Here is a 24,813-nt window from a genome sequence, read left to right on the forward strand (position 1 = left end):
TGTTAATTTAAGGTTGTACGTTAGTCAATGTCTTATTAACGATGAGCCACTCTTTGTCTATCTTATTGAAAGTTATGAAATTATAATAATTAAAATCATACATCTTTACATGCAATTTTACGGTGGCAATCGAATTAATGAGATCAATTGAAATGATAACAGCTTTAAAATCTTTCCCAGATTTTTCCGGGCTTACCCGGCTTCCAACTCCTTCAATATATTGTTCTGCAGTTTTGAAATACGCAACGCCGTCGATATCTCCGAAAAGCAACGCCTCTTTATAGAAAGCTTTTGTAAGAAGTTCAGTATTCCCCTCATAAATTCCTTTGAAATAATAATTTTCAATCACATTTCTTATTTCAGCTTCTGATGTTGGGTTGGTTTTCATATCCTTTATATTTTGTGCATGACTGTTCAATGGAAAACGGAACAGCCATGCAATAATTAATACTAGTTTCATGATAAATGATGCCCGGCACCCATTCCTCCGTCAACGTTGATGATCGCTCCAGAAATTAATTTATTTTTAGCAATTGCATGAATCATCTGAGCGACTTCTTCCGGTTCCCCGATACGGTTGATCAGGTGAAGTCCTGCATTATTATCCAGATCTGGGCCATGCATCGGAGTTCTGATCAGTCCGGGAGCCACTGTATTGACCCTGATATTATCTTTTCCAAATTCTGCAGCCAGTTGCAAGGTCAGAGCATGAATAGCTCCTTTGCTCGAAATAGGTGCCGTGGAGGGAGACTGTGCAATAGCATGATACACTAAAGGCGTTCCCACATTGATAACCACTCCGTCTTTTTGCTTGATCATTTGAGGAATAACAGCCTGTGTTGTGAAGAATGTTCCTTTTAAATTTGTTGTTAAAAATCGATCCAGATAGTCTTCAGTAACTTCCAGGAATGGTTTGTTCTCATAAATCCCTGCATTATTGATCAGGACATCAATTGATCCAAATCTCTCAAGCGCAGTTTTTACCAATGCTTCCCCTGTTGATGGCTCTGAAACACTTCCGGCGACCATGGCAAGGTGGTCTCCGGCTCCCAATTTATGATAAACTTCCTCTAATTTTGAAGCTGTTTGTGAATTGATGATTACATGATCGCCTCTGTCTAAGAAATAACGGGCTGTTTCCAATCCTATTCCTGATGATGCTCCTGTTACGATTACGGTTTGCTTTTTCATTTCTGATTTATTTTTTTTCTGTTGAAAATCCTTGTTCTTTTAATACTGAAACCTGTTCTCCGGCATATCCCCAGTTATCATCTTCAATTTCATTGATGACAATGTGGGTCAAATGGGGATCCTTGTTCAAAACTGAAGTCACAGCTTCACTTATTTTTCTGATTAACTGTTGTTTTATTTCGCGGTTAATGTCTTCGCGAAGTACTTCTACTTTTATGAATGGCATGATGGTCAATTTTTAAGATTAATAGATATTTGAATGGCATTAATGAGTTGCCGCAACAAGATGAATGTTTAAATCAAAATTGTTGTAGATCAGGGTGTCACCAAGGTTGGTGAAGAAATTGGATGATCTGAATTTGATGTTGAATTTCGTTCTGTCGACCACAATTTTAGTATCCAGAACAGCCGTATTGTCTGTTGCAACAATGTGCAGGCTTGTGTCGATAGGATGTGTAATACCTTTTATGGTAAGATCTCCTTTTACATAATAGAGATTCTGATCACCCGGCTCAGCATGAGTGATTTCAAAAAAAGCTTCAGGAAACTGATCCGAACCAAAGAAATCGTCAGAAGCCAGATGTTGGGCAAACTGTGTATTGGTTTCAGAATCCTCGATATCAAGGATTTTAATGGCCCGGGTATCAATGACAAACTTTCCTGATGTAAGTTTTCCGTCTTCGAATGTGAAGTTTCCTTCTTTTACACCTATTGTTCCATTATGAGCTCCGGTTACCTTTCTTCCAATCCAGTTGATTGTGCTGATTTCATTATTGATTTTAAAATTTTTTGTGTCCATTTTTTATTGGGTTTAAATAATGACACAAAGTTCAGCCGATCGAAAGAAATAGTTACGTGATGTACCTCACAAAATAGGAACAAGAATAAAAGGTTTTTTATTGATGAAGTCTGCTGAGGGTTTCTCTGGTTACTCCCAAATAAGACGCAATCAGATGTTTCGGAACGAGATTGTACAGTTGAGGATACATGGATAGAAGCTCCTGATACCGGAATTTAGCATCATTATTCATAAAAGAAAGCAGACGTTTCTGTGCTGCCACATATCCTTTATTTGTTCTCCATCTGAAAAAATGCTCTACCTCATGAATTTCATTGCAGATCTTTTCCCTGTCTTCGTTAGAAATAGAGAGAATACTTGCATTGGTGATACAGTCTACATTAATGGTAGCCCTTGTTGCATTGTAAAGCGCATCAAAATCCGTTACCCACCAGGTCGGCATGGCAAACTGAAGGATAAACATTTTCATGCTGTCATTAACGTAAAATGCTTTCAGGCAGCCTTCCAGAACGAAATATTCGTGATTGACGAAATCGCCCTCGGATATTAAGCTTTGTCCTTTCTTTAAAGTAATCAGATTAAAATGTCCAAGAACATAATCCAGCTGCTCTTCCGTGAGAGATGTGAATTTTGAAATATGATCTTTTAATATTTCTTTAGAATTGATCATGATGTGTAATGAATATTCAAAAATAAGTCTTTTTCGGAATAATTTTAATTTAAAAATGAGGAAGAGTGTTCAAGCTTGATTTTCAATGAGTCGTGTTCCGGGTCTTATATTTATTTTTCTTATATTTAAGCAAGCGGTAATAAAAAATGTTTTTAACGAAACAGGATTTACTGCGACATATTAATAAAAATTAGAACTATGAGTATATATTTAGCGCCCATTATTCTCTTCGGGCTTATTATTTTATTCGCTTCGTTTTTTGTCGTTAAGCAGGAAACAGCGGCTATTATTGAACGCTTTGGAAAGTTTCAGGGGGTAAAACATTCAGGGCTTCATCTTAAACTGCCAATCATAGATCAGATCGCCAAAAGACTGAATCTGAGAATTCAGCAGCTGGATGTAATGATTGATACAAAAACATTAGACAACGTTTTCATCAAAATGAAAATTTCCGTTCAGTATCAGGTCATCAGAGAGCAGGTGGGAGATGCGTTCTACCGTTTGGAAAATCCTGAAAATCAAATTACCTCTTTTGTATTCGATGTGGTACGTGCTGAGGTTCCGAAACTGAAACTGGATGATGTTTTTGTAAGAAAAGACGATGTGGCAATTGCCGTTAAAAGTGAACTTCAGGAGGCTATGAATAGTTATGGGTATGATATTATCAAAGCTTTGGTCACAGATATTGATCCGGATGAGCAGGTAAAACATGCGATGAACAGAATCAACGCGGCGGAAAGAGAAAAAACAGCTGCAGAATACGAATCTGAAGCACAAAGAATCAGAATTGTAGCCGTTGCCAAGGCAGAAGCAGAATCTAAAAAACTGCAGGGGCAGGGGATTGCTGACCAAAGAAGAGAAATTGCAAAAGGGCTTGAAGAGTCTGTAAGAATGCTGAATAATGTAGAAATCAATTCGCACGAAGCATCAGCACTTATTGTTGTGACACAGCATTATGATACATTACATTCCATTGGAGCAAGTAATAGAAGCAATCTGGTTCTTCTTCCCAATTCACCTACAGCTGCGAGCAGTATGCTGAATGATCTTGTAGTAGCTATGACGACTGCAAATACGGTAGGAGAGGCTAGTAAAGGCAAATATCCGGATCCACCTCAAAAAGAATCAGGATTTTAGGAAATAAAAATTGAAACCAATTTTAATAAAAAAATCTCCCGAAATTTTCGGGAGATTTTTTATTATTTCTTCGTTTTAGAAACCTGTTCTATCAATGTATATTTGATGGAAGAAGCATCTGCCGGAGGATTATCTATTTTTTCTGTTTTTACTTTTAAAACATATTCGTAACCCGGCTCATACGTAAATCCTTCGATATTGCTATAGAAATTAGTCCAGCTTTCAGAAGCATTTTCCTTTACCTGCATACATTTCATACGTCCTGCTCCTGCGGAACAATCTACCGTCTGTGGTCCTACGATAAGTGTTTTTTCGTTGGCTGCCATTGCTGCTTTTTTGGTTTTAGAAACCTGCTTTACCAAGGTGTATTTTATAGAAGATCCGTCAGCTGGAGGATTGGCAATTTTTTCTGTTTTTACTTTTAAAACATATTCATAACCCGGCTCATACGTAAATCCTTCAATATTGCTGTAAAAATTGGTCCAGTTTCCAGATGCATTTTCCTTTACCTGCAGACATTTCATAGGAGCTACTCCTGTACAATTTGCTGTTTGTGGTCCTACGATGAACGTTTTTTCATCGCCAGCGGATGCACCGGCAGTTGTTGTACATTGCGTCATTGCAAATAATGCTAATGCGGGTGCTGCCCCTTTTAGAATTGTTGCTATACTTTTCATAAACTTGATTTTCCCCATACCTCGCAATTACTATGCCGAAATTGGCTTTCCTGAATTTGTAGTACTTCTGCTATTGTTTTTTATTTTTTTAATCATTTAATTTGAATTTATTAACACGCTAGCCAGAAAACAAATACTAAAATACATATGAATAATCAAATGCAAGTTGAAAATTACAGGATTCAAAAACCTGAAATGTGGGCAGGAAATATTGGAGATCAGGAAATAATAGATCTGATCAAAGACTCCGAATTTGCCAAAAGACAAATTGATGAAGGCCGTGACTACTGCTACTTTTTAGATAAAAAATACTATACAAGCAATACGGAAAACAGTGAGTATGTCTGCATGGCATATACCCTGAATGAACCTGGGAATCTGGAGAGAGCTTCTGCTTCTGATGTAATTGTTGAAGAAAATGAAGTCTATCAGATCCATAGGATTAGCGTTTTAAGAGAAGGGGTACTGATAGATAAAATCCCGGATACAAATATTAAAGTTCTTGACAGCGAAAATCAGAGCAGCGGAGGAGTTCTGAGCAGTAATAAAAAGATCAATATTACGATTAAGGATCTCAGGCTGTATGATGTATTGATTTTAGAAGATTCAAGGATTAAAGAATTTACGGATCGTGATTTTCTCAGAAAAGAATTCTCAAAATATGTATGGGTAAGTCCTGATAATTACTGGGCATATGGCAGTTTTAAGTTTACTTTTATCAATGAACGTGAGCAGGCTATTGCATACAAAAAAACATTTTTCAGAGATGAGCAGGGCAATGTTCTGGAACCGGAAACTAATCTTTTGAAAAAAGGAGAGAGGTTTGTGATTGAAGAGCAGAATTATATCAATCCTGTAGATTCTGGGCGTGAGATTTTTCCTTATATAGATTTTGCTACAGATAGTAACTGGAAAGATCTGTCTAATTATATTGTTCCTATTTATGACGAGATTTTTAAAGCATCTTCTTTAAAGGATTTTGCTCCGAACCTGATTGAAAAATTAGATGCTATTGCTGATCAGGATGAGAAACTTCAGTTTGCAATAGAATATGTTCAGAACCATATTTATTATACCTTCAATGCTAATGAAATGAATGGGCATAAGCCACAGGAGCCTTCAGTAACCTATGAAAACAAGCAGGGAGACTGTAAGGCGAAATCAGTTTTGTTAAAAGTAATCCTTGATTATATAGGAGTAGAAGCGTCTGTAGTACTGGTGAATTTTAATACAGATTATTATATCAAATATTATCTGCCTTCCCTTTTAAACTTCAATCATGTTGTCGTAAAAGTAAATTACAAAGGGCAGGAATATTTCATTGATGCGACGATTCGTGATGAATTTGGATTGATAGAAAACAGAGGGTTCATGTTTTTTATGCATTATCTTGAAGTGAAAAAAGATCAAGAACTGCAGGTGAGAAAACCTTATAAATTTCCCTATTTCTGTATTAATGAAAAAATAGATTTCAATGTACAGGGGACTACAGGAAAATTTATGCTGTCAACTACTTATAAAGGAAACAGGGCCAATGCGATGAGAAGGTATTTTAAAAGTACCAATAAAAGAGAGATTATAGACGGCTGGAACAGCTTCCTTTTCCATGCACTTAATTATTCCAGTGACAGAAACGGTACAGATGTACGAAACGTATTCAAAGATGCCGCTATTGACGTGGTAAGTGATGACAAAAGGCTGAATGAGGTGAAAATTCAATATACCGCTATCGTTGATAATCCTTATTATGTAGATCTACAGAAAAACCGTTTTCTCATGTACTTTGACCGGAATGTAGTGAAGGCAAGCGCAAGGGATTTTATGCATGAAGATTTACCGTTCTGGCATAATTTCGACAGTGAGAGATATGAAATTAACCTGTATACGGATCAGAAAATTGATACAGAAGAAAAATATACTATTCAGGAAAGCACCATTGCGAATCCATATTTTGACTATAAAAGCCGTAAAAAGGTGAGCAAGAATGGAGCAAGCGTATCCATTGAACACCATCCTCTGATCAATACTGAAATTCCGAAAAACGAGTTTGAAAAGTTCAGAACCGACCATCATACTGTTGCAGACAGTAATTTCGGAGTGGGAATTGACATTATAGAACCAGGCTTGATGAATAGGCTTAAATTCAGTTTTAAGAAAAAATTTAAATAAAATTTAATTGAATGTTTAGTGTTTCAGCAGGCGGCGAAGCCGCCCGCTGAAACACTTTATTCTAATTATTATATTCGTTTAATCCTCAAAAGACCCAAAATCATTTTCCCTCCTTTCATCAATGGACAGAAATTAACCAAAGAAAATAATAACGTATCATTTGCTGAAAATCTTAGATTTTCTTACACCTTAAAATATACTCAAAGGATGAAGTTCCTGCGCCTTTGCGTTTCCCAGCACCCAATACTTTTTGTATAAAAGAGACAAGAAAAAAATTAAGGCTGTTCCTGCTTCTGAGGTCGATTGCCAACCCCAAAGAATTTCTGTTTACCAATAAGCAATTCGAAAAACAATCTGAAATCTGAAATTAAAGACCATAAAGGATATTTAAAAGTAGCCGGTTTATTTCTTTCAATCACAGCATGGCTGAACCAGGCAAAGCCGTAGCCTACAATTGGAATATACCATAGAAATCTCTCTTTTCCGGAGCTGATGACATACCATATAACGAAAAATACGAGAAAAGTTCCGATAAAATGGAATATTCGGGTTCCTGTTTTACTGTGTTCTGTAAGATAAAACTGATAAAACTCTCTGTAGGTTCTGATTCTTTCGGCCATGGTAGTCTAGTTTATTGATTATATTGTAGTTAAAGCAATAATTCTGCCGATTTTGTAATAAGAGATAAAAAAGAAAAAGGCAAAATCGCAAATCAGTCTCTCCATTGGGTTTGACTTTTTTGCCATTTTGCCTTTCGCAGTTGTGCTAATTATTCCTTAGCTATTCCTTAATTCTTTTCCAAGTTTACTGTTTTTGTAGCCGTAGCAGAAGTAAATGACCATACCAATAAGGAACCACATTCCGAACCAGAACCAGTTCTCATGGCTCATTCCCGTAAGAAGGTATAGACATGAGCTTAATCCAACCAATGGAATTAATGATAAGTTCTTGATAAAAGCAACTACACATAAGACCAGGTTGATGATGATAAAGAAGAAAATAGAAGCTCTGAATTCTCCTTCTTTAGGATCTGACCAGTTCATCAGATTATCAAAAAACTCTGGCTGCCATTTGTAGAAGACGAGTAAACTACCAATGAATACAACAGGGAAAATGATTTTACCGTTCACATACGGAAGGTGAAATCTACCTTTAATTTTTTCTTTGGCAGGAAGAAGAAGTACTCCTGCACATACCAATACGAATGCGAAAATAGTTCCGATACTGGTAAAGTCAAGGATAAAAGTTTTATCCGTAAATAAGATCGGGATTCCTACTACAATTCCTGTAACAACAGTTGCATACGACGGTGTTTTATATTTAGGGTGTACCTTTTGAAACCTTGCAGGCATCAATCCGTCACGGCTCATTGCATACCAGATTCTTGGCTGTCCCATCTGGAAAACCAATAGTACTGTAGTAATAGCAACAATGGCAACGAAGGAAACTACAAGCTCCATCCAGGCTACATTAGCATTTGTTTTCTCAAATATGAATGAAAGCGGATCTCCTACACCATCAAATTTCTTGTAATCTACCATTCCCGTTAATACCAGCGTTAAGGCAATATAAATTACAGTACACAGTACAAGAGAGATGATCATTCCTTTTGGAAGGGTTTTCTGCGGATCTTTGGTCTCTTCAGAAAGTACACTTAAGGCATCAAATCCGATATAAGCGAAAAACACTCCGGATACTGCGCTCATTACTCCGGCAAAACCATTTGGCATGAAGGAAGGCGTTCCGGTTGTAGGGCTTACTGGTGTCCAGTTTTCAGTGTTGACATAAGCACAACCTACAAGAATTACCAGTATGATCACCGCCAGTTTTAAAATAACCAGAGAGTTATTGAAGTTTTTACTTTCTTTTACTCCTACATAACAAAGCCATGTTATCAAACCGTTGATAACCAATGCCGGAACGTCTACGATAAATTTCAGACTTCCGATCAATGGAGCGGTATTCCATGCACTTAATAATTCTTTATTTTCTGAGCCATATTGAAAAGCTTTTCTTGCTTCTGTATAGCTGCAGGTCAGATAATCAGGAATATGCATTCCGATACGTCCCAGGAAACTGGTGAAATAATCTGACCACGAAAAGGCTACATAAATATTCCCGAAAGAATACTCCATAATCAGGGCCCAGCCAATTATCCAGGCGATCAGTTCTCCAAAACTGGCATAAGCATAGGTATAGGCAGAACCTGCGGTAGGAATTCTGCTGGCAAATTCAGCATAGCATAAAGCTGTAAATCCACAGGCAAAACCACAAATCAAATATAGAAGGATAACACCCGGGCCACCTCTGAAAACGGCTTCCCCCAGACTGCTGAAACTCCCAGCTCCAATAATAGCCGCAATACCAAAAAATACGATGTCCCATACACCTAAGACTCTTAAAAGTCCCGTTGAAGTATCTGTATCTGAATAGATTTTTCTTCTAAAAAGTTGACTCATTCAATAACTATATTTGATTTGAAAAAAAGCAAATGTAATGATTTTTTATTTTGATGTTAACAGTCGTTAAGAACATTTAGTTAAAAATGCTTAAACAAAGGTCTTTAGTCATTATAAACAGGGATTTCTACATAGCTGTCATTGTACCATTTTATTTCTAAAGGTTCCCCGGAATCCTTTATGGTTTCATCACTTACGTCTTTACCGGAACCATAATTGACCTGCCAGTTTTTATTTTTATTAATCCCTACCAATAATACCAGTTTGCTTCCCTTTTCTATTTTTTTGCTCATAAACAATGAATTTTTGATTGGGATTTGCTCCTTTTTGCCAGGCTTAAGAAGATGACGTTTGGAATTGTCTTTTGCATAGCTGGCTCTTGTAAGATGCGTAGATAGCAAAAACGTCTTACCATCCGGCTGTACCTGATATAATAAGGTGTTGGGGTCAAAATCTTTCTTATTAATAGAAACATTGAATACTCCGGATAAATTTCCGCTTAGTATAATATCCTTATCCAGAATTTCGCTTTCAAAATAAACGGAATTGGTTACATAGACACTGTCCTGTTTGCTTACTTTATGATAAAGATATTTCGGATTTCTGTCTTTAAAATCAACGGTCTGTTTGGTAAATTGCTCAGTTTTGGGCTTCTCAAAAACCGAAGAACTGTTTTTACGATCCTGAAGATAAAATTTAAGAGTAGACGAGTGCATTTTATCAAGAGTAGGAACATGTTTCCATGTATTGGTGGTCATAATCTGAAAATTAACTTTATCCTTTAGAAGTTCCGGTTTTTTGCCATCTTTAAGAATATAATCGAACCATGAAAAAGCAAGTTCATCAATACTTATTCTGGCTACAGGATCTATAAGAGTACTCCCAGAACCATAAACATAATTGTACCCGTAACTTTGAGCTCCTGGGTGATCATAAGGTCCTATTACTAAGTAGTGGTTAGGGTTTTTGTTGTATGTGTGATGTTGTTTATAATAATATAATGCTCCGATCTGATCAGCATCATAATAGCCTGTAGTCGTTAAAACCGGAATGTTTATTTTAGCAAAATCCTTTTTGTAAGGAACCATTTTTTTCCAGTATTTATCATAACCGGGGTGATCCAGCCATCTTTGGAAAATTTTATTGGGTTTCCCGCTGATGGAATCCAAAGCTCTGAATGACCTACCACTTTTGTACCATGCTGTATTAATAGAATCCCATTTTGGATAATTGGTGAAGGTTGCTTCGTCGGTCAGTTTATTATTAGTGACATAGCGGATCCACTGCATCATATAGCTCATGAATACATTGTTTTGAGCAGGATAATCTATCCCGATACCTACCGCTACCTGAGGTACAATTGTTTTCAAAGCCGGATGCAGTTTTTTGACAGCTGCCCATTGGCTGAATCCTAGATAACTTCCGCCTATCATCCCTACTTTACCATTGCTCCACGGTTGTTTGCTTACCCAGTCTATCACTTCATAAAGGTCCTGTGCTTCATCTTCAAATGGGTTGTTGGGGTCATTACTATCTCTTTTTCCACGGGTGTTAACCACGGCTCCTACATAATTGTAAACTGCTGCTCTTTTCCCCATTCCTGCATCTACAAGTTCTCCGGCATAAATATTATTGGTAAGAATAACGGGAAGAGGAGAAGTGTTTTCTTTTTTTCGTACAATAGTAATCGTGAGTGTCGTTCCGTTTTTTAAGGTAATGTTCTTGGTTTCGATGATGAATTTTTCCTGCTCCTTTACTTTGAAAAGCTGCATAACCTGAGGCTTGATGCCGGAATAGGTCTTATAATTGACATAAGTTTTACATAAAGCCAGAGCGGAAGCATAATCTATACTGTCCTTATCTTTTTGCTTATCAAGTGCTGCTTTCAGAGATTTTTTATATTCCCTTACATCACCATCCAGAATGGTTCCGATCTTGGCAGTCAGTGGATCTGAGAAACTTTCATATTTTGTTGTAAAGGCTGTTTGAAGAGCATTGGAAAAAGAAGTTTTTTTATCCTTTTCCGTCAGTTTGGCCATACTGTAAATTTCATAAGCAAGAGATTTGTTCCCTGCCATATTATGATCTGCGTATTCTTTACGATAATCATTTAAGCTTGCAATAGAATTTTTGTAATCTTTTGCAGCGAGCTGTAAACGAAACAGGTTGTCTAAAAATGTGACGGTAGATTTCGGTTTATTTTTAGGAGACTGATGTTCAGTAATCACCTTTAGAGCGAGTTCCGGTATTTGTTTTTCCAAAATTACAGAATCTGTTGTTGCTGTTTTCGGAAAGTAAAATTTCTGGGCCTGCATTAGATTTACAAGAAATAATGCTAAAAGTATCTTAAATTTCATTAATGGGTGTGTTTTAGGCTGCTCGATGAAAAAGTATTACATCAAAATATGTTCTTGATCATTGAGTCCTCAATTGGTTATGTTTTTAGCCGACTAAATTAAGAATTTTTATCATTAAAGAATGAACTGATTTCGTTGTTGTTTTATCGTATAAAGTTTGATTAAATCTGCTCAAACAAAGGTTTTTTAATCTTTATAAACTGGGATTTCCACATAGCTGTCATTGTACCATTTTATCTCAAGAGGTTCCCCGGAATCCTTTATCGTTTCATCACTTACATCTTTACCGGAACCATAATTGATCTGCCAGTTAGGATTTTTATTAACTCCCACCAGTAAAAGTAATTTACTTCCTTTTTCTATCTTTTTACTCATAAAATAAGAGTTGTTGATCGGAATTTGTTCCATTTTATTGGGTTCAAGAAGCTGGCGTTTTTCATTATTCTTCGCATAGCTGGCTCTTACAATATGGGTCGATAATAAAAATGATTTCCCATCCGGCTGAATCTGGTACAGATAAGTATCCGTATCAAAATCTTTTTTGTTGATGGAAACATTAAAGATTCCGGACAGATTTCCACTGATGATCATATCTTTATCAAGAGCTTCACTTTCAAAAGCAATAGAATTAGTCGTTTTTATACTGTCTTTTTTGCTGACTTTGTAGTAAATGTCTTTCTGGTCTCTGTTTTTAAAATCAACAATTTGAGTTGTGAAGCTTTTAGTCTCAGGTTTATTAAACACTGATGATGTATTTTTTTTGTCCTGAAGGTAGAACTTCACGGAAGAAGTATGCATTTTGTCTAGACTGGAAACATGCTTCCAGGTATTGGTATTCATCACCTGAAAATTAATTTTATCTTTTAAAATTTCCGGTTTTTTACCTCCTTTAAGAATATAATCAAACCATGAAAAAGCAAGATCATCGATACTTATTCTGGCTGCCGGATCAATAGGATTGCCATTCACATAAGTAAATCCGAAACTTTGTGCCCCTCCATGATTGTAGGGACCTATGACCAGATAATGATTTGCATTTTTGTTGTATTGGTGATGCTGCTTGAAATAATACAGTGCACCAATCTGATCATCATCATAATATCCTGTCGTGGTCAGGATCGGAATATTGATTTTGGAAAAATCCTCTTTGTAAGGAACCATTTTTTGCCAATACTGATCATATCCCGGATGATCCAGCCATCGTTGGAATATTTTGCTGGGCTTTCCGCTTATTGTATCTAAAGATCTGAACGATCTACCACTCTTATACCATTTCGTATTGATAGAATCCCATTTTACGGCATTGGCAAAATCTTTTTCATCGGTAAATTTGTTATTGGTCACATACTGTATCCACTGCAGCATATAGCTCATGAAGATATTATTCTGAGCAGGATAATCAATTCCGATTCCTACTGCAACCTGTGGCACGATAGTTTTTAATGCCGGATGCACTTTTTTTACTGCTGCCCACTGGCTGAAACCCAGGTAACTTCCGCCGATCATTCCCACCTTTCCGTCAGACCATGGCTGTTTGCTTACCCAGTCTATCACTTCATAGAGATCTTCCGACTCATGCTCAAAAGGATTGTTCACATTATTACTGTTCCTTTTGCCGCGGGTATTGACAACTGCTCCTACATAATTATAAATAGCAGCTCTTTTTCCAAAGAGCTCATCAAACGAACCTGCATAGATATTATTGGTAAGAATAACGGGAAGTGGGGAAGTATTCCCCTTTTTTCTAACAATAGTAATCGTTAAGGTATTTCCGTTTTTTATCTTAAGATCTTTGGTTTCAATGATGAATCTCTCTTTGTCTTTTGATTCCAGTAATTGTAAAACCTGAGGTTTGATGCTGGTATACGTCTTATAATTAATATAAGATTTGCATAGCGCAAGGGCTGTTTTGTAATCAATACTGTCTTTGTCTTTTTGCTTATCCAGTACTTTTCTCAGCTGTTTTCTGAATTCTGCCACGTCCCCATCAAGAACAAGTTTAAGTCTGGGAGTCAGCTTTTCCGGAAGGCTTTCATATTTTTGAGTAAAGACTTTCTGAAGAGCATTGGAAAAGGAAATATTGTTTTCTTTTTGTGCCATTTTAGCCATACTGTACAATTCAAATCCCACCAATCTATAGCCAGCCATATTGTGATCGGCAAACAGATTTCGGTTTTCGGAAAGAGAGACAATCGATTTTTTATAATCTTGCGTGGCCATCTGCAAACGGAAAAGGTTGTCCATAAGGTCAATATTATTTTCCGGTTTGTACTTTGCAGATTGAAGGAGCGGAATCACTTGCTGAGCGAGTCCCGGAATCTGTTTTTCCAATGTAACAGAGTCTGTTACAGCGGTCTTTGGAAAGTGAAACTTTTGTGCCTGTATCAGGTTTACAAAAATTAATGCTAAAAGTATCTTAAATTTCATGTGATGGTGTGTTTATGGTATGTTTTTAGCTGTTGTTCAGAAAGTATCAAACTTAAATATGTTTTTGATAACTATTTATTAAAATTGTTTACATTTTATCAGACGAAAGTAGTAAATTTTATCATTGAACAGTGAGAAATTTTTCATTGTTGTAAAATCACTATTTATAACCATTAAGTTTGCTAAAACTTGCTTAAACAATAAGTTTTTAATATTTTCGTTAACTTATTTAGACTAATATTCTTATATCAAGAAGAATGAAATCAAAAAAAATACTCTTAGCGGCTGCAGTAATTTATTTCGGAATCTCCGATGCTCAACAGTCCCAATATTTTACCCAGAAAGAAAACTACAGGTTCAATCTAGCCGAAAATCTTTATCAGACCAAAATATACAATGCTTCTCAATACGAATATGCAAGACAATACTTCTACAATCAGAATTTGTCCCGTTCGAAAAAGGAAGCAGCGCAGTTTTTTGATAATGTGATCGGTGTGATTCTTCAGAAAAATCATGCTGAAGAAGGGTTAACAGCTTTCATGAAAGAATACCCGAATTCTGCTTATTTTGCACAGGCTAATCTTCCTTTGGCAGATTACTACTTAGCGAAAAAAGATTTTGAAAAAGCGTTGGAGACTTTGAAAAAAGTAAACCAGTATCAACTTTCGAAAGAGGAAAATACACAGTATATTCTGAAGCTTGGATATGCAAAATTCATGATGGGTGACTCTAAAGGGGCAACAGATGCACTGGAAGAAGCCTATAAAACAGCAGATCAGTCCCAAAAGGGAGATATCGCTTATATGCTGGGACATTTATATTACAGCAACAGACAAAATGATAAAGCTTTCCAGTATTTTGATTCTATAAAAGATCAGGATAAGTTCTCTAAGCTTGTGCGTCCTTATTATGTACAGATGTACTATAATGATAAGAACTACGATCAGGCGATTACGGAAGGAACAGCTTTATTGAAAGAAAATATTTCTGACTCTTATAAAGCGGAAGTTCACAAGATTATCGGAGAGAGTTATTTTATGAAAAATGACTATACATCTGCTTATCCACATTTGAAAGATTATCTGAGCGTACAGCAAAATCCATCTGAAAACGATTTGTATGAGATGGGATTTGTGGCTGCACAGTTAAAAAAATATGACGAAGCGGTTTCTTATTACAACCAGCTTCTTAACAGTAGTTCAGCTTTGGCACAAAACGCTTATTATCAGTTAGGAAATGCATACCTGGCAGTAGATAAAAAGCAGGAGGCCCTTTCTGCATTCCGTTCCTCTTACCAGATGGATTATGATGCGAAAGTGAAAAAACTGGCTCATGAGCAGTATGCTAAGTTAAGTTACGATATCGGTAACCCGTTTGAAAGTCCTTCTGCGGTGATCCAAAGTTATATCAACGATAACCAGAACGGAGCCAATGCTTCAGAAATGAGATCGCTACTGGTGAAATCATATCTGTACTCCGGAAATTATAAAGAAACTCTGAACGCAATTGATAAATTGCAGAGTTCTACTCCTGACATCAACAAGGTGGACCAGGAGGTTTCTTATTTATTAGGGACTGAAGAATTCAACAAAGGAAATTATGATGAGGCTGAGAAATATTTCTTAAGAAGCCTTGGTTTCAATATCAATAAAGAATTCAACAGCAGGGCTTTATATTGGCTGGCTCAGGTATATTACCAGAAAGGAAATTATCCGTCTGCCATTGTTCGATATGAAAAACTTCTTACTGAAAGCTTCCCTGAAAAACAACAGCTGCCTTATGATTTAGGGTATGCTTACTTTAAATCTAAGAAATTTGATCAGGCAGCCACCTACTTCAAACAGTATCTTACCAATCCGAAACCTGAATTTAAAAATGATGCAGAGCTTCGTTTGGCAGATATCCATTATGCAAATAATGACCTGAATGAAGCCATTGCTATCTATGATAAAAATGAAGATGCAACGGATTATACTGTCTATCAAAAAGCAATGGCTTTAGGATTTAAAGGAGATACACAGGCGAAAATCACTAACCTTAAAAACCTTTTATCGAAATATCCGGATTCCGAATATTACGATGATGCTCAATATGAAATAGGAACAGCGTATGCTGCTCAGGATGATTTTGCCAATTCGAATGATTATTTCGGAAAAGTGATTAAATCATCATCAGACAAAGATCTGATCGCTAATGCTTCTATTTACAGAGCACAAAACTATATCGATCAGAACCAGAATGACAAAGCGCTTTCTGAACTGAAATCTCTGGGTGAGCAGTATAAAAATACAGCGTATGCTCAGAAGATCGTTCAGGCAGCAAAACCTATCTTCACGAAAAACGGAGATGTTTCCGGATATGAAGCTTTTGCTAGAAATATCGGTGTGAATGTGGATGCTGCTGAAATTGATGAGATCAACTTATCTACCGGAAAACAATACTTCTCGAAGAAAGATTATAAGAACGCTATTTCTTACTACGAAAAGTATCTGACACAAAACCCAACAGGGGAAGGATTGTACCAGGCGAAGTATGAATTGGGAGAAAGTTATTATCAGACTAATAATTCAACTAAAGCTTTACTTGTGCTTCAGGAAGTGGCTGTAATTCAGGATGATTACCAGGATGATGCACAAACTCGTTTAGCTCAAATATTTATTGCACAAGGGAATACTGCGGAAGCGAAAAAGTATCTTGAAGGTATTAAAAACTCTTCTGATATCAGTATTAAAAACTATGCGAATGTAGAGCTGATGAAACTGTATGCTGAAGAAAAGAACTTCTCTGAAGCTGAAAAATTAGCCAATGCAGTGATCGCTAATTCTAAAAACTCAGCAGCAGTAATTGAAACGGCGAAAGTCATCAAAGCAAGAAGTCTGATGAACTCAGGAAAAGATAAAGACGCTCAGTCCGCTTATGTTTCTCTTGAAAAATCGTCCAACACTTCAGTAGCTGCAGAAGCATTGTATGCGAAAGCATATTATCAGAACAAAGGAAAAGCATTTAAGTCTTCCAATGAGACGATCTTTAAGCTTGCCAATAACTATGCATCAGAAGAGTTCTGGGGAGCAAAAGCCTTGGTATTGATGGCGAAAAACTATATCGGTCTGAAGGATAACTACCAGGCAAGTTATACATGTGACCAGATCATTGCCAACTATAAGGATTTCCCTGAAATCGTTGCAGAAGCAAAAGAAGTTAAAAAACAAATTAAGAAATAATACATGAAGGTTTTTAAAATTGCCCTATATTCTTTTTTAATTTCTACTTCTCTTTGGAGCTGCATTCCTTCGTACAGTGCATATCCTAAAGAGTATAACCGTGCGAAAGCTGAGTTTCCAAAACAAAAGGCTTTTGTAGTGAATAAAGAGCTTAAGAAAGAATTTGAGATTTTAAAACATTCTGATATTTATGAAATCGTAGAAGACAGTACTCATGCAGCTAAAATAACCCTGCATCCAATGTTAACGCGTACTCCTCCATGCGGAAATCCTATGATTGGAAGTATGCTTACAGTCGGATTACTGCCTTCGGGGTTTCCGTACGACATTGCTTACAGTTATGATGTAGCTGAGAACAGTACAACGAAAAATTATCAATACAAATTACAAGTTTATCAAAGCCTTTGGCTGTTTAATATATTCAGACTAGGGAGAACTTTTTCAAAACAGTCAGGGAAAGCTTTATTAGGCAATTATATTGCTTCCAATAAATAAAAACCCGGTATATATTTTTTTCAAATAAAGAAAATATGAACAAGAAAATTCAAATATTATCCATATTATTTTTAGGGGTTTCGTCGGTGGCGTTTTCCCAGATCAAGGAGGAAAAACTGGTTCTTAACAAAAAGAGAGAACCTGAAGTGAAGAAGATCGAGAAGAAGAAGACTTCTGTGGAAACCATTAAAAATTATCCGCCGGAAGAGAAATCGCAGACTCCCGTGAAATATACAATCACGGATGTTCCTGCCGTTTCTGACTTCAAAACTTCAACGATTCAGGGAGAGGATGTTGCTCCGAAATTTGACGGAACCGCTCAAAACAATTACTTCCAGATTGGAATGGGTAATTATGGGAAAGTCTTAGTAGATGGAAACATATCCAAGACCCTTGAAAACAAATTTGAAGTAGGAGCGGATGTTCATGTACTTTCTACGAATGGTCTTAAAAAAGAATATGACTGGAAATCCGGGCAGACTTCAGCGACTATTGGAGCTTTCTTAAACTCTTATGGAGAGAAAGGAAAATTCAATATTAATGCTGAATATGGCTTAGACAACTATAATTATTATGGGATTTATGCCATGCAGCCTACCGGTGAACTTGATCTTAAGCAAAAGGTGAATCAGTTTAAAGTAAATGGGTACTATGATTTTTACTCCAATGAAATCTTAAATGATGTAAGGGTAAAATCATCATTCCTGAAAGATCATTTTGATGCTTCGGAAAACCAGGTTTCCATTTTGGCTAACTTCTCCAAACATGCTGTTGAATTAGGAAAATCAGGAATCAACCTGAATGCTGACCTTGGAGTAGGATTGGATGCTGTGAAGACTGATTTTGCGATCAGAGATAAAAACTCTTCCAATTTCTTCAATACGAACCTGACTCCAAAAGTAACGTTCAGAAAAGGAGACTCTTATTTGATGTTAGGATCTTCATTCTCTTTCCTGAATGCTAAAAATTCTAACGATCAGCTGGAACAGCAAAAAATAATAAAGCGTATTGGTTTCCTCAGGCAGAATTCCAGTTTGCGGCTGCTAAAGAATTCAAATTCTATGGTGGGGTCGATGGAGGTCTGAAGCTGAATACGTATGGAGATATGCTGCAGGCGAATCCATTCATCCTTTCTGACCAGTTTTTAAAGCCTACAGAGACGAAATATCATTTTTATGTAGGATTGAGAGGAGATATCGATGAAACGCTGAAATATGACTTCTCTGCAGGGTACGGAAAGATGAGAGATATTATGTTCTTTAAGGCTAACGGTCTTTTCGATAATAATTCTGTTAACCGTTCTGCATACAACTTTGCCAATACATTCTCTGCAGTATATGATGACGGAAATGTAAGCGATATCAAAGGAAGTGTACAGTATTTCCCGTTAGAAAACCTGATTTTAGACGGAGAATTAAGATTTACAAAATACGATCTTAAGAATTACGACAATATTTATAACGTTCCTTTGTTCAATGCAAGCATCGGGGCAAAATATACAATGCTTGACAAGAAACTATTGTTAGGGTTCAAAGGAATCTTTGCAAGTGACAGAACTACAAACTCTTATGCAATCGAAGGGATGGGTGCTCCGAATGTGATCTTCCAGTCTACAGAGAATACAAACGATAAAGTTGGTGGTTACGCTGATTTAAATCTTTCCGCAGAGTATAAAATTCACAAAAATTTCAGTATTTTCGCACTCGGAAATAATCTTCTGAGCTCAAAATACCAAACGTACAAAGGATATAAAGTTCTTGGTGCTCAGATTCTGGGAGGTGTGAAAATTACTTTCTAAAGGTAGAAATAGGATAGAAGTAAAAAGGCTCAGCGCCCTGCTACCTAAACCCTATGATCTGCTACCTGGAATAGGCTGCATAGTTTAATGGATAGAACTTTGGATTTCGGCTCCAACAGTGAGGGTTCGAATCCTTCTGCGGTCACAATACAAATAAACAACCTGCTGTTTTACAGTGGGTTGTTTTGTTTTGTATTGATTTGTTTTGCAAGTGCTCAAGGTTTTGGTCAAGGTAAATGTTAAATTGAAATAATTTGAGAGACTTCAATTGATCTTTATAATAGCAAACGATAAATAATTTACCAATTCATTATGTAATCACTATCACAATATAAATAAGTACCAAACATTACACAGCTTTCATTTTTATGTTTAATGGCAAGTTATTGTTCCAGGAACCACATTTCAAATAAGCTTCCTTTTTCCAGGGGTCTGTAATTTAAATACCCTTTGTGTGCTTCAATAATGCTTTTGCTGAGCGTTAAACCTATTCCGGAGCCACTGACCCTGGTTGTAAAAAAGGAAGGAAAATTTTATCTTTAATTTCGTTTGAAACTCCGATTCCATTGTCTTCAACGCTTAGAACGATTCTTTTATTAAGAATTTTAATCTCTGTTTTGATGATCTTTTCAGAATTGTCTGCAACAGCATAGATGGCGTTTATATAAAGATTTATTAAGCATCTTTCGATCATTTTTTGATCTGCCAAAATCATTTGATCTTCTAATGAATTGATGATCGTAATATTGTTCTTTTCAAATTCAGGTTTTAGAAAATTAAGTGCAGATTTTACAATTTGAGTTAAAGAAATGGTTTTAAAAACAGGTTTTGGTAATTCGGCAACTTGTCGGTAATCGTCTACGAAATTCAGTAATTGTTTTGATTTTGAACTAATGATCGTTAAGCTTTCCTTCATTTCCTGTTGATCTTCTTTTTCAACAACATCTTGATTGGCAATGTATTCCAGATTCTGAATTAAACTGTTGACTGGCGTCAGCGTATTCAGAAGTTCATGAGAAATTACCTTCATCAGATTGTTCCATGCGTGCTTTTCTTTCTGTTCGATAATTTTTTGAACAGATTCCAGACTGATGATACAGAAACGATTTTTAACATTCTGTACTTTTTTTGTTCTCAGAGAATACGACTGTTTCACATTTTCATTGATTGAAATATCAAAGAATTCCTGAGAGTTTTCATAATTCGCGTGTTCAATGATCTTATAAAAATTGGGCGTTTTAGATTCATATAATTCCCATGAATTGTATTTCGGAATTTGTAGGATTTCCAAAAAAACAGGATTTACATAAAACACATCCCATTTATTATTTTTTTCGGAAAGAATCATCAGTCCAATTTCCAATTGACTCAAAATTTCTTCATACAGAAGTTTATAGGAAGAGTACGAAAGGTGTTCTTCTTTGCTTTGGTAATAAAGTTTTACAGCATTGTCAAACAAACTGTTTTCCTCTGTTTTTGGGAAAAGAGAAAAGTCTTTTTTCTGAATTGCCAGCAATATTTTTTCAGTTTTCTGAATAAATGATAAGGCTGAAAGTTGGGCTAAAATAATACACGCAATAGCAATGATTGTAAATAAACCGAAATTAATCCACTTATTCTGTGAATAAAAATCAAATGCAAAAATCCCGCTAACGACTGCCAGCAAGATGAAAACTAACCAGATAAGTTGCTGTTTTTTCATTTACAGTTCAAATTTTTCCATTCTTCGGTAAAGTGCAGCTCTGGACAATCCGAGATCTTCGGCGGCGAGAGAAATATTTCCTCTGTGCTTTTGCAACGCTTTTTTGATGAGAATTTCTTCCATTTTCTCGATATTCAGGTCGATTATTGGATTGTCAGCTTCTTCGTCCTGTGGCATTAGTAATTTAAGATTTTTATCGTTAGAAAGAATTAAGCTTCTTTCAATGCAATGATCCAATTCACGGATATTTCCCGGCCAGGAATAATTTACCAATTCCTCAAGTAATGTTTCGTTAAGAGCAAGCTCCGTTTTATGATATTTCTGCTTGTATTTTTCCAAGAAATAATTTCCCAAAGTTGGAATATCTTCCAATCTATCTCTAAGATTAGGGATCTGCAATTCTACAGTGTTGATTCTGTAATAAAGATCTTTCCTAAAACGGTTTTCGGACACCGCTTTTTTGAGATTTTCGTTAGTCGCAAAAATAAATCTTATGTCTAATAATCGTTCTTTATTTTCACCAAGTCTTGATAATTTTCGATTTTGGATAAGACTTAATAATTTGGTCTGAAGGTGGGACGGAAGATTTCCTATTTCATCCAGAAATACGGTTCCGTTTTGGGCATTTTCGATCTTTCCGGAGTAATCTTGATTGGCATCGGTAAAAGCTCCTTTTTTGTAACCGAATAATTCCGCTTCAAAAAGGTTTTCCGAAAGACTTCCCAAATCAATGTGTACAAAAGGTTGATTTTTTCTTTCTGACAATTCATGAATATGTTCCGCCAAAACATACTTTCCGGTTCCATTTTCTCCTAAAAGCAGAACATTAGCATCAGTGGCCGCAACTTTTGTAATTTGATCCATCACGGCCTGCATTGCAGCAGATTTTGTATCCAACTGATATTGATTGGTTTTGATGCTTACATTTTCCCACTGATTCAGTTTTTTATTCTTTCGTGAAATATCAACTGCCAGATTGACGGAAGCATATAATTTTTCATTATTCCAGGGTTTTAAAATAAAATCTGATGCACCATTTTTGAGAGCTTCAACAGCCAATTCTACTTCACCATATGCTGTCATGAGAATGATAGGGAGTTGAGGTTCTAAAGTTCTTATTTCCTGCATCCAATACAGCCCGTCTCGTCCGTTTTCAAATCCTTTTCGAAAATTCATATCCAAAAGGACGGCATCGATTTGCTGTTCGGCCAAAACTTCAGAATATTCTTCGGCTGGCTGAGACAGCTGACTTCCGTGAAAAATTTCTTGAGCCAGACCCTTGCCGAAAATAAAATATCCTCGTCATCATCAACAATTAAAATATGGGCTTCTTTTTTTCGCATTTTTGAATGTAAATTAAGGCTTTGATTAGAATTACTCTGACAATTTTATCAGTTAACTAATAACTATTTATCACTTATAATTTATTATTTATAATTATCGTGTCCGTTTTCGCACAAAAAGTGTCCGATAATGAACAGTTCTGAAATGGATAAAATTATTTTTGTTCACGTTTTCAGACTCTTACGGGATTATAAATCTCTGGTATTTGATTTGTCTAATATATTGTAAGTAAATTAGTTATCTCAAATATGGATACGAAAATAGTAAAAAAGAAGTCTAAATTAAAATTAATATTAATCATCGTTGCTTCTGCGCTGGCAGTTTCAGTTTTTGGTTGGTATTTTCTGAATCAGAAAAAAACGTATAATGTGAAGTCAGAAGATATTCAAGTGGATGAGGTTACAGTAGGAAGATTTGAAGATATGTTGATGGTAACCGCACAGACCCAATCTTTAAATTCATCATTAGTCAACGTTTTGGAAGGCGGTGCCGTGAAAGAAATCTTTGCAGAAGACGGACAGATGGTAACCAAAGGCCAGCCACTCGCACGAGTTTACAATCCGAATACAGAATTCAATTATCTGAATCAGGAGACGGGAATTATGCAACAGATCAGCCAGATGAGAAGTACGCTTTTGGAACTTAAAAACCAGGAATTCAATCAGGATAAGGAGCTGCTTCAAGCTCAGAACGATTACAATACGGCATTGCAAGCTTTCAACCTTCAGAAAAGACTGTATGACGCGGAAATCGGAAAGAAAACGGATTATGATATTAGTCTTCAGAATTTAAACTATCAGAAACAGAGAAAAGGAATTGTGGAAAAAGGGGCTTCCAGTGAGAAAGCTTCCAGAAATTCTCAATTCTCAGCGATCAATAATTCTATTAATCAAATGGAGAAAAGTTTAAATATTCTTCGTTCCAACAAAAACAATTTCCTTATTATGTCGCCTGTTTCAGGAAGATTGTCATCGTTCAATATTACGCTTGGGCAGAATCTGACAAGTGGAGAAAGTATAGGAAAAGTAGATTTAATGGGCGGGTACAAACTCATTGCAAAAGTGGATGAATATTACATCAATAAACTTCAAAACGGAATTAAAGGAAGTCTTGAAAGCAATGCAAAACAGTTTGAAGTTATTATTACAAAAATTCTTCCGGAAGTGAAAGAAGGACAGTTTTCTGTGGAACTAACTTTCATTGATGTAAAACCTGAAAACCTGAAAATAGGAATGACCTTCGGAGTAAAATTAAAATTATCTGCCGATACCCAAAGTATGATGATCCCGAAAGGAAATTTTCACAAAGACACCAACGGAAAATGGATTTTTGTTCTGAAAGGTAACAAAGCTGAAAAGCGAAACATCAGTCTGGGAAGAGAAAATCCCCTTTATTATGAAGTTGTTTCCGGATTGAAACAAGGCGAAAAAGTGATAAGCTCTGATTATTCTGAGATTAAAAATATGAAATACTTGACATTCAAAAATAAAATGGAAGGTTTCATTGAAAAAATCCTGACGAATAAAAAATATCAAACACGAGAAATCAAAAAAACAACATTTAAAAAATTAATAAAATGATAAATATTCAAAACATTTCTAAAGTTTATAAAACTGAGGACGTTCAAACCAATGCTTTAAACAACGTAAGTTTAAGCATAAAAGAAGGTGAATTTGTAGCAATAATGGGACCTTCAGGCTGTGGGAAATCAACTTTTCTTAATATTTTGGGATTGCTGGACAGTGCTTCATCAGGTTCTTATAAGTTTGGTGAAACTGAAACTATTAATTTAAATGAAAGAAAAAAATCTGACATCAGAAAGAAAAATATTGGTTTCATTTTTCAGAATTTTAATTTGATCGATGAACTTACAGTCTACGAAAATATTGAACTTCCATTAATATACAACGGAGTTTCGGCTTCTGAAAGAAAAAGACAAGTGGAGGAGATTATGGACAAGATCAACATCGCTCACAGAGCAAAACATTATACACAACAGCTTTCAGGAGGTCAGCAACAAAGAGCTGCCGTTGCAAGAGCATTGGTAACGAAGCCAAAACTAATTCTTGCCGATGAACCAACAGGAAATCTTGACAGTTCTAACGGAAACGAAGTTATGAATCTGTTGGCAGAACTGCATAGAGAAGGCTCTACCATCGCAATGGTAACGCACTCTTCTTACGATGCCGGTTATGCTTCGAAAATTGTGAATATGAAAGATGGCGAGATTTTTTCAGAAGAGCATTCTTCCCAGAGAAAAGATGTTTTCGAAAAAGCAGATGCTAAGAATTTTGCATAATAAAATTCTGTAAAAAATACATTCATTCATCCTTATTTTTCAAAAATTACAGAGAGCAGTTTAGCGCT

19 protein-coding genes, 1 tRNA gene and 1 pseudogene are annotated in these 24,813 nt (G+C 36.0%); 9 read left to right on the plus strand and 12 right to left on the minus strand.

From position 1 onward, the window contains the following. Positions 1–7 precede the first annotated feature (7 nt). The 5 genes from LF886_RS10875 to LF886_RS10895 form a co-directional block, all read right to left on the minus strand. Positions 8–460 (minus strand): nuclear transport factor 2 family protein, encoded by a 453-nt coding sequence (locus LF886_RS10875; protein WP_236854112.1) that lies wholly within the window; start codon positions 458–460, stop codon positions 8–10. Beyond that, entirely contained in the window at positions 457–1,191 is a 735-nt protein-coding gene (locus LF886_RS10880; RefSeq protein WP_236854113.1) for an SDR family NAD(P)-dependent oxidoreductase, read from the minus strand. Before LF886_RS10880 ends, LF886_RS10875 begins: the two co-directional genes overlap by 4 nt. A 7-nt stretch (positions 1,192–1,198) precedes the next feature. Beyond that, positions 1,199–1,417, minus strand: a complete 219-nt coding sequence (locus LF886_RS10885; RefSeq protein ID WP_236854114.1) for a tautomerase family protein — start codon at positions 1,415–1,417, stop codon at positions 1,199–1,201. A gap of 39 nt (positions 1,418–1,456) precedes the next feature. Beyond that, entirely contained in the window at positions 1,457–1,990 is a 534-nt protein-coding gene (locus tag LF886_RS10890) for a YceI family protein (protein ID WP_236854115.1), read from the minus strand. A 97-nt stretch (positions 1,991–2,087) separates the two neighbouring features. Beyond that, positions 2,088–2,660: a Crp/Fnr family transcriptional regulator gene (locus LF886_RS10895; protein WP_124536789.1), complete on the minus strand. Its 573-nt coding sequence runs from the start codon at positions 2,658–2,660 to the stop codon at positions 2,088–2,090. A gap of 198 nt (positions 2,661–2,858) precedes the next feature. Between LF886_RS10895 and LF886_RS10900 the strand changes: the two genes are divergently transcribed. Next, positions 2,859–3,797, plus strand: coding sequence for an SPFH domain-containing protein (locus tag LF886_RS10900; RefSeq protein ID WP_236854116.1), 939 nt, complete (start codon positions 2,859–2,861; stop codon positions 3,795–3,797). Positions 3,798–3,859: 62 nt separating this feature from the next. Here the strand turns inward: LF886_RS10900 and LF886_RS10905 are convergent, their stop codons facing one another. Further along, entirely contained in the window at positions 3,860–4,474 is a 615-nt protein-coding gene (locus LF886_RS10905; protein ID WP_236854117.1) for a DUF4377 domain-containing protein, read from the minus strand. A 147-nt stretch (positions 4,475–4,621) separates the two neighbouring features. Here LF886_RS10905 and LF886_RS10910 point away from each other — a divergent pair, with 147 nt between their 5' ends. Continuing rightward, positions 4,622–6,643: a hypothetical protein gene (locus LF886_RS10910; RefSeq protein WP_236854118.1), complete on the plus strand. Its 2,022-nt coding sequence runs from the start codon at positions 4,622–4,624 to the stop codon at positions 6,641–6,643. 275 nt (positions 6,644–6,918) lie between these two features. Here LF886_RS10910 and LF886_RS10915 read toward each other — a convergent pair whose 3' ends face one another. The 4 genes from LF886_RS10915 to LF886_RS10930 all read right to left on the minus strand — a co-directional run bounded on the left by LF886_RS10915 (position 6,919) and on the right by LF886_RS10930 (position 13,886). After that, the gene (locus LF886_RS10915; protein ID WP_236854119.1) at positions 6,919–7,263 is read right to left on the minus strand and encodes a DUF962 domain-containing protein; all 345 of its coding nucleotides are present in this window, start codon (positions 7,261–7,263) and stop codon (positions 6,919–6,921) included. A gap of 156 nt (positions 7,264–7,419) precedes the next feature. After that, positions 7,420–9,102 carry an APC family permease gene (locus LF886_RS10920; RefSeq protein WP_236854120.1) on the minus strand — a complete coding sequence of 561 codons (1,683 nt, stop codon included), beginning with the start codon at positions 9,100–9,102 and terminating at the stop codon, positions 7,420–7,422. Positions 9,103–9,206: 104 nt separating this feature from the next. Beyond that, positions 9,207–11,459: a CocE/NonD family hydrolase gene (locus LF886_RS10925; RefSeq protein ID WP_236854121.1), complete on the minus strand. Its 2,253-nt coding sequence runs from the start codon at positions 11,457–11,459 to the stop codon at positions 9,207–9,209. Positions 11,460–11,645: 186 nt separating this feature from the next. Next, complete coding sequence (locus LF886_RS10930; protein ID WP_236854122.1) at positions 11,646–13,886, minus strand: CocE/NonD family hydrolase; 2,241 nt, start codon at positions 13,884–13,886, stop codon at positions 11,646–11,648. A gap of 257 nt (positions 13,887–14,143) precedes the next feature. On the opposite strand from LF886_RS10930, the gene LF886_RS10935 reads away from it, so the two are divergent. The 5 genes from LF886_RS10935 to LF886_RS10950 all read left to right on the plus strand — a co-directional run bounded on the left by LF886_RS10935 (position 14,144) and on the right by LF886_RS10950 (position 19,545). Then, entirely contained in the window at positions 14,144–17,107 is a 2,964-nt protein-coding gene (locus tag LF886_RS10935) for a tetratricopeptide repeat protein (protein ID WP_236854123.1), read from the plus strand. 3 nt (positions 17,108–17,110) lie between these two features. Then, positions 17,111–17,602, plus strand: a complete 492-nt coding sequence (locus tag LF886_RS10940; RefSeq protein ID WP_236854124.1) for a hypothetical protein — start codon at positions 17,111–17,113, stop codon at positions 17,600–17,602. Positions 17,603–17,637: 35 nt separating this feature from the next. Continuing rightward, a complete protein-coding gene (locus tag LF886_RS24020; protein ID WP_317207661.1) occupies positions 17,638–18,687 on the plus strand; it encodes a hypothetical protein in 1,050 nt (349 codons plus the stop codon). Between the two features lie 20 nt (positions 18,688–18,707). Continuing rightward, positions 18,708–19,400 carry a hypothetical protein gene (locus LF886_RS24025; RefSeq protein ID WP_317207662.1) on the plus strand — a complete coding sequence of 231 codons (693 nt, stop codon included), beginning with the start codon at positions 18,708–18,710 and terminating at the stop codon, positions 19,398–19,400. Between the two features lie 73 nt (positions 19,401–19,473). After that, positions 19,474–19,545 (plus strand) — tRNA-Arg (locus tag LF886_RS10950). 342 nt (positions 19,546–19,887) lie between these two features. Here LF886_RS10950 and LF886_RS10955 read toward each other — a convergent pair. Together LF886_RS10955 and LF886_RS10960 are read right to left on the minus strand one after the other, a co-directional pair. Beyond that, positions 19,888–21,102 (minus strand): sensor histidine kinase, encoded by a 1,215-nt coding sequence (locus tag LF886_RS10955; protein ID WP_236854125.1) that lies wholly within the window; start codon positions 21,100–21,102, stop codon positions 19,888–19,890. Further along, positions 21,103–22,445: pseudogene (locus tag LF886_RS10960) on the minus strand (sigma-54-dependent transcriptional regulator). A gap of 249 nt (positions 22,446–22,694) precedes the next feature. Here LF886_RS10960 and LF886_RS10965 point away from each other — a divergent pair. Both LF886_RS10965 and LF886_RS10970 read left to right on the plus strand, forming a co-directional pair. Further along, positions 22,695–24,026, plus strand: coding sequence for an efflux RND transporter periplasmic adaptor subunit (locus tag LF886_RS10965; RefSeq protein ID WP_236854126.1), 1,332 nt, complete (start codon positions 22,695–22,697; stop codon positions 24,024–24,026). Further along, complete coding sequence (locus tag LF886_RS10970; protein ID WP_236854127.1) at positions 24,023–24,745, plus strand: ABC transporter ATP-binding protein; 723 nt, start codon at positions 24,023–24,025, stop codon at positions 24,743–24,745. Before LF886_RS10965 ends, LF886_RS10970 begins: the two co-directional genes overlap by 4 nt. Positions 24,746–24,813 lie beyond the last annotated feature (68 nt).

This window comes from Chryseobacterium sp. MEBOG07, assembly GCF_021869745.1.
Classification (GTDB): Bacteria; Bacteroidota; Bacteroidia; order Flavobacteriales; family Weeksellaceae; genus Chryseobacterium; species Chryseobacterium viscerum.

Excerpts from the sequence above, each read along its gene's own strand:
- LF886_RS10940 (WP_236854124.1), top strand. The coding sequence starts at position 17,111 with ATGAAGGTTTTTAAAATTGCCCTATATTCTTTTTTAATTTCTACTTCT.
- LF886_RS10875 (WP_236854112.1), bottom strand. The coding sequence starts at position 460 with ATGAAACTAGTATTAATTATTGCATGGCTGTTCCGTTTTCCATTGAAC.
- LF886_RS10920 (WP_236854120.1), bottom strand. The coding sequence starts at position 9,102 with ATGAGTCAACTTTTTAGAAGAAAAATCTATTCAGATACAGATACTTCA.
- LF886_RS10900 (WP_236854116.1), top strand. The coding sequence starts at position 2,859 with ATGAGTATATATTTAGCGCCCATTATTCTCTTCGGGCTTATTATTTTA.
- LF886_RS10935 (WP_236854123.1), top strand. The coding sequence starts at position 14,144 with ATGAAATCAAAAAAAATACTCTTAGCGGCTGCAGTAATTTATTTCGGA.
- LF886_RS24020 (WP_317207661.1), top strand. The coding sequence starts at position 17,638 with ATGAACAAGAAAATTCAAATATTATCCATATTATTTTTAGGGGTTTCG.
- LF886_RS10955 (WP_236854125.1), bottom strand. The coding sequence starts at position 21,102 with ATGAAAAAACAGCAACTTATCTGGTTAGTTTTCATCTTGCTGGCAGTC.
- LF886_RS10965 (WP_236854126.1), top strand. The coding sequence starts at position 22,695 with ATGGATACGAAAATAGTAAAAAAGAAGTCTAAATTAAAATTAATATTA.
- LF886_RS10905 (WP_236854117.1), bottom strand. The coding sequence starts at position 4,474 with ATGAAAAGTATAGCAACAATTCTAAAAGGGGCAGCACCCGCATTAGCA.
- LF886_RS10880 (WP_236854113.1), bottom strand. The coding sequence starts at position 1,191 with ATGAAAAAGCAAACCGTAATCGTAACAGGAGCATCATCAGGAATAGGA.
- LF886_RS10910 (WP_236854118.1), top strand. The coding sequence starts at position 4,622 with ATGAATAATCAAATGCAAGTTGAAAATTACAGGATTCAAAAACCTGAA.
- LF886_RS10890 (WP_236854115.1), bottom strand. The coding sequence starts at position 1,990 with ATGGACACAAAAAATTTTAAAATCAATAATGAAATCAGCACAATCAAC.
- LF886_RS10925 (WP_236854121.1), bottom strand. The coding sequence starts at position 11,459 with ATGAAATTTAAGATACTTTTAGCATTATTTCTTGTAAATCTAATGCAG.
- LF886_RS10895 (WP_124536789.1), bottom strand. The coding sequence starts at position 2,660 with ATGATCAATTCTAAAGAAATATTAAAAGATCATATTTCAAAATTCACA.
- LF886_RS24025 (WP_317207662.1), top strand. The coding sequence starts at position 18,708 with ATGCTGCAGGCGAATCCATTCATCCTTTCTGACCAGTTTTTAAAGCCT.
- LF886_RS10970 (WP_236854127.1), top strand. The coding sequence starts at position 24,023 with ATGATAAATATTCAAAACATTTCTAAAGTTTATAAAACTGAGGACGTT.
- LF886_RS10915 (WP_236854119.1), bottom strand. The coding sequence starts at position 7,263 with ATGGCCGAAAGAATCAGAACCTACAGAGAGTTTTATCAGTTTTATCTT.
- LF886_RS10930 (WP_236854122.1), bottom strand. The coding sequence starts at position 13,886 with ATGAAATTTAAGATACTTTTAGCATTAATTTTTGTAAACCTGATACAG.
- LF886_RS10885 (WP_236854114.1), bottom strand. The coding sequence starts at position 1,417 with ATGCCATTCATAAAAGTAGAAGTACTTCGCGAAGACATTAACCGCGAA.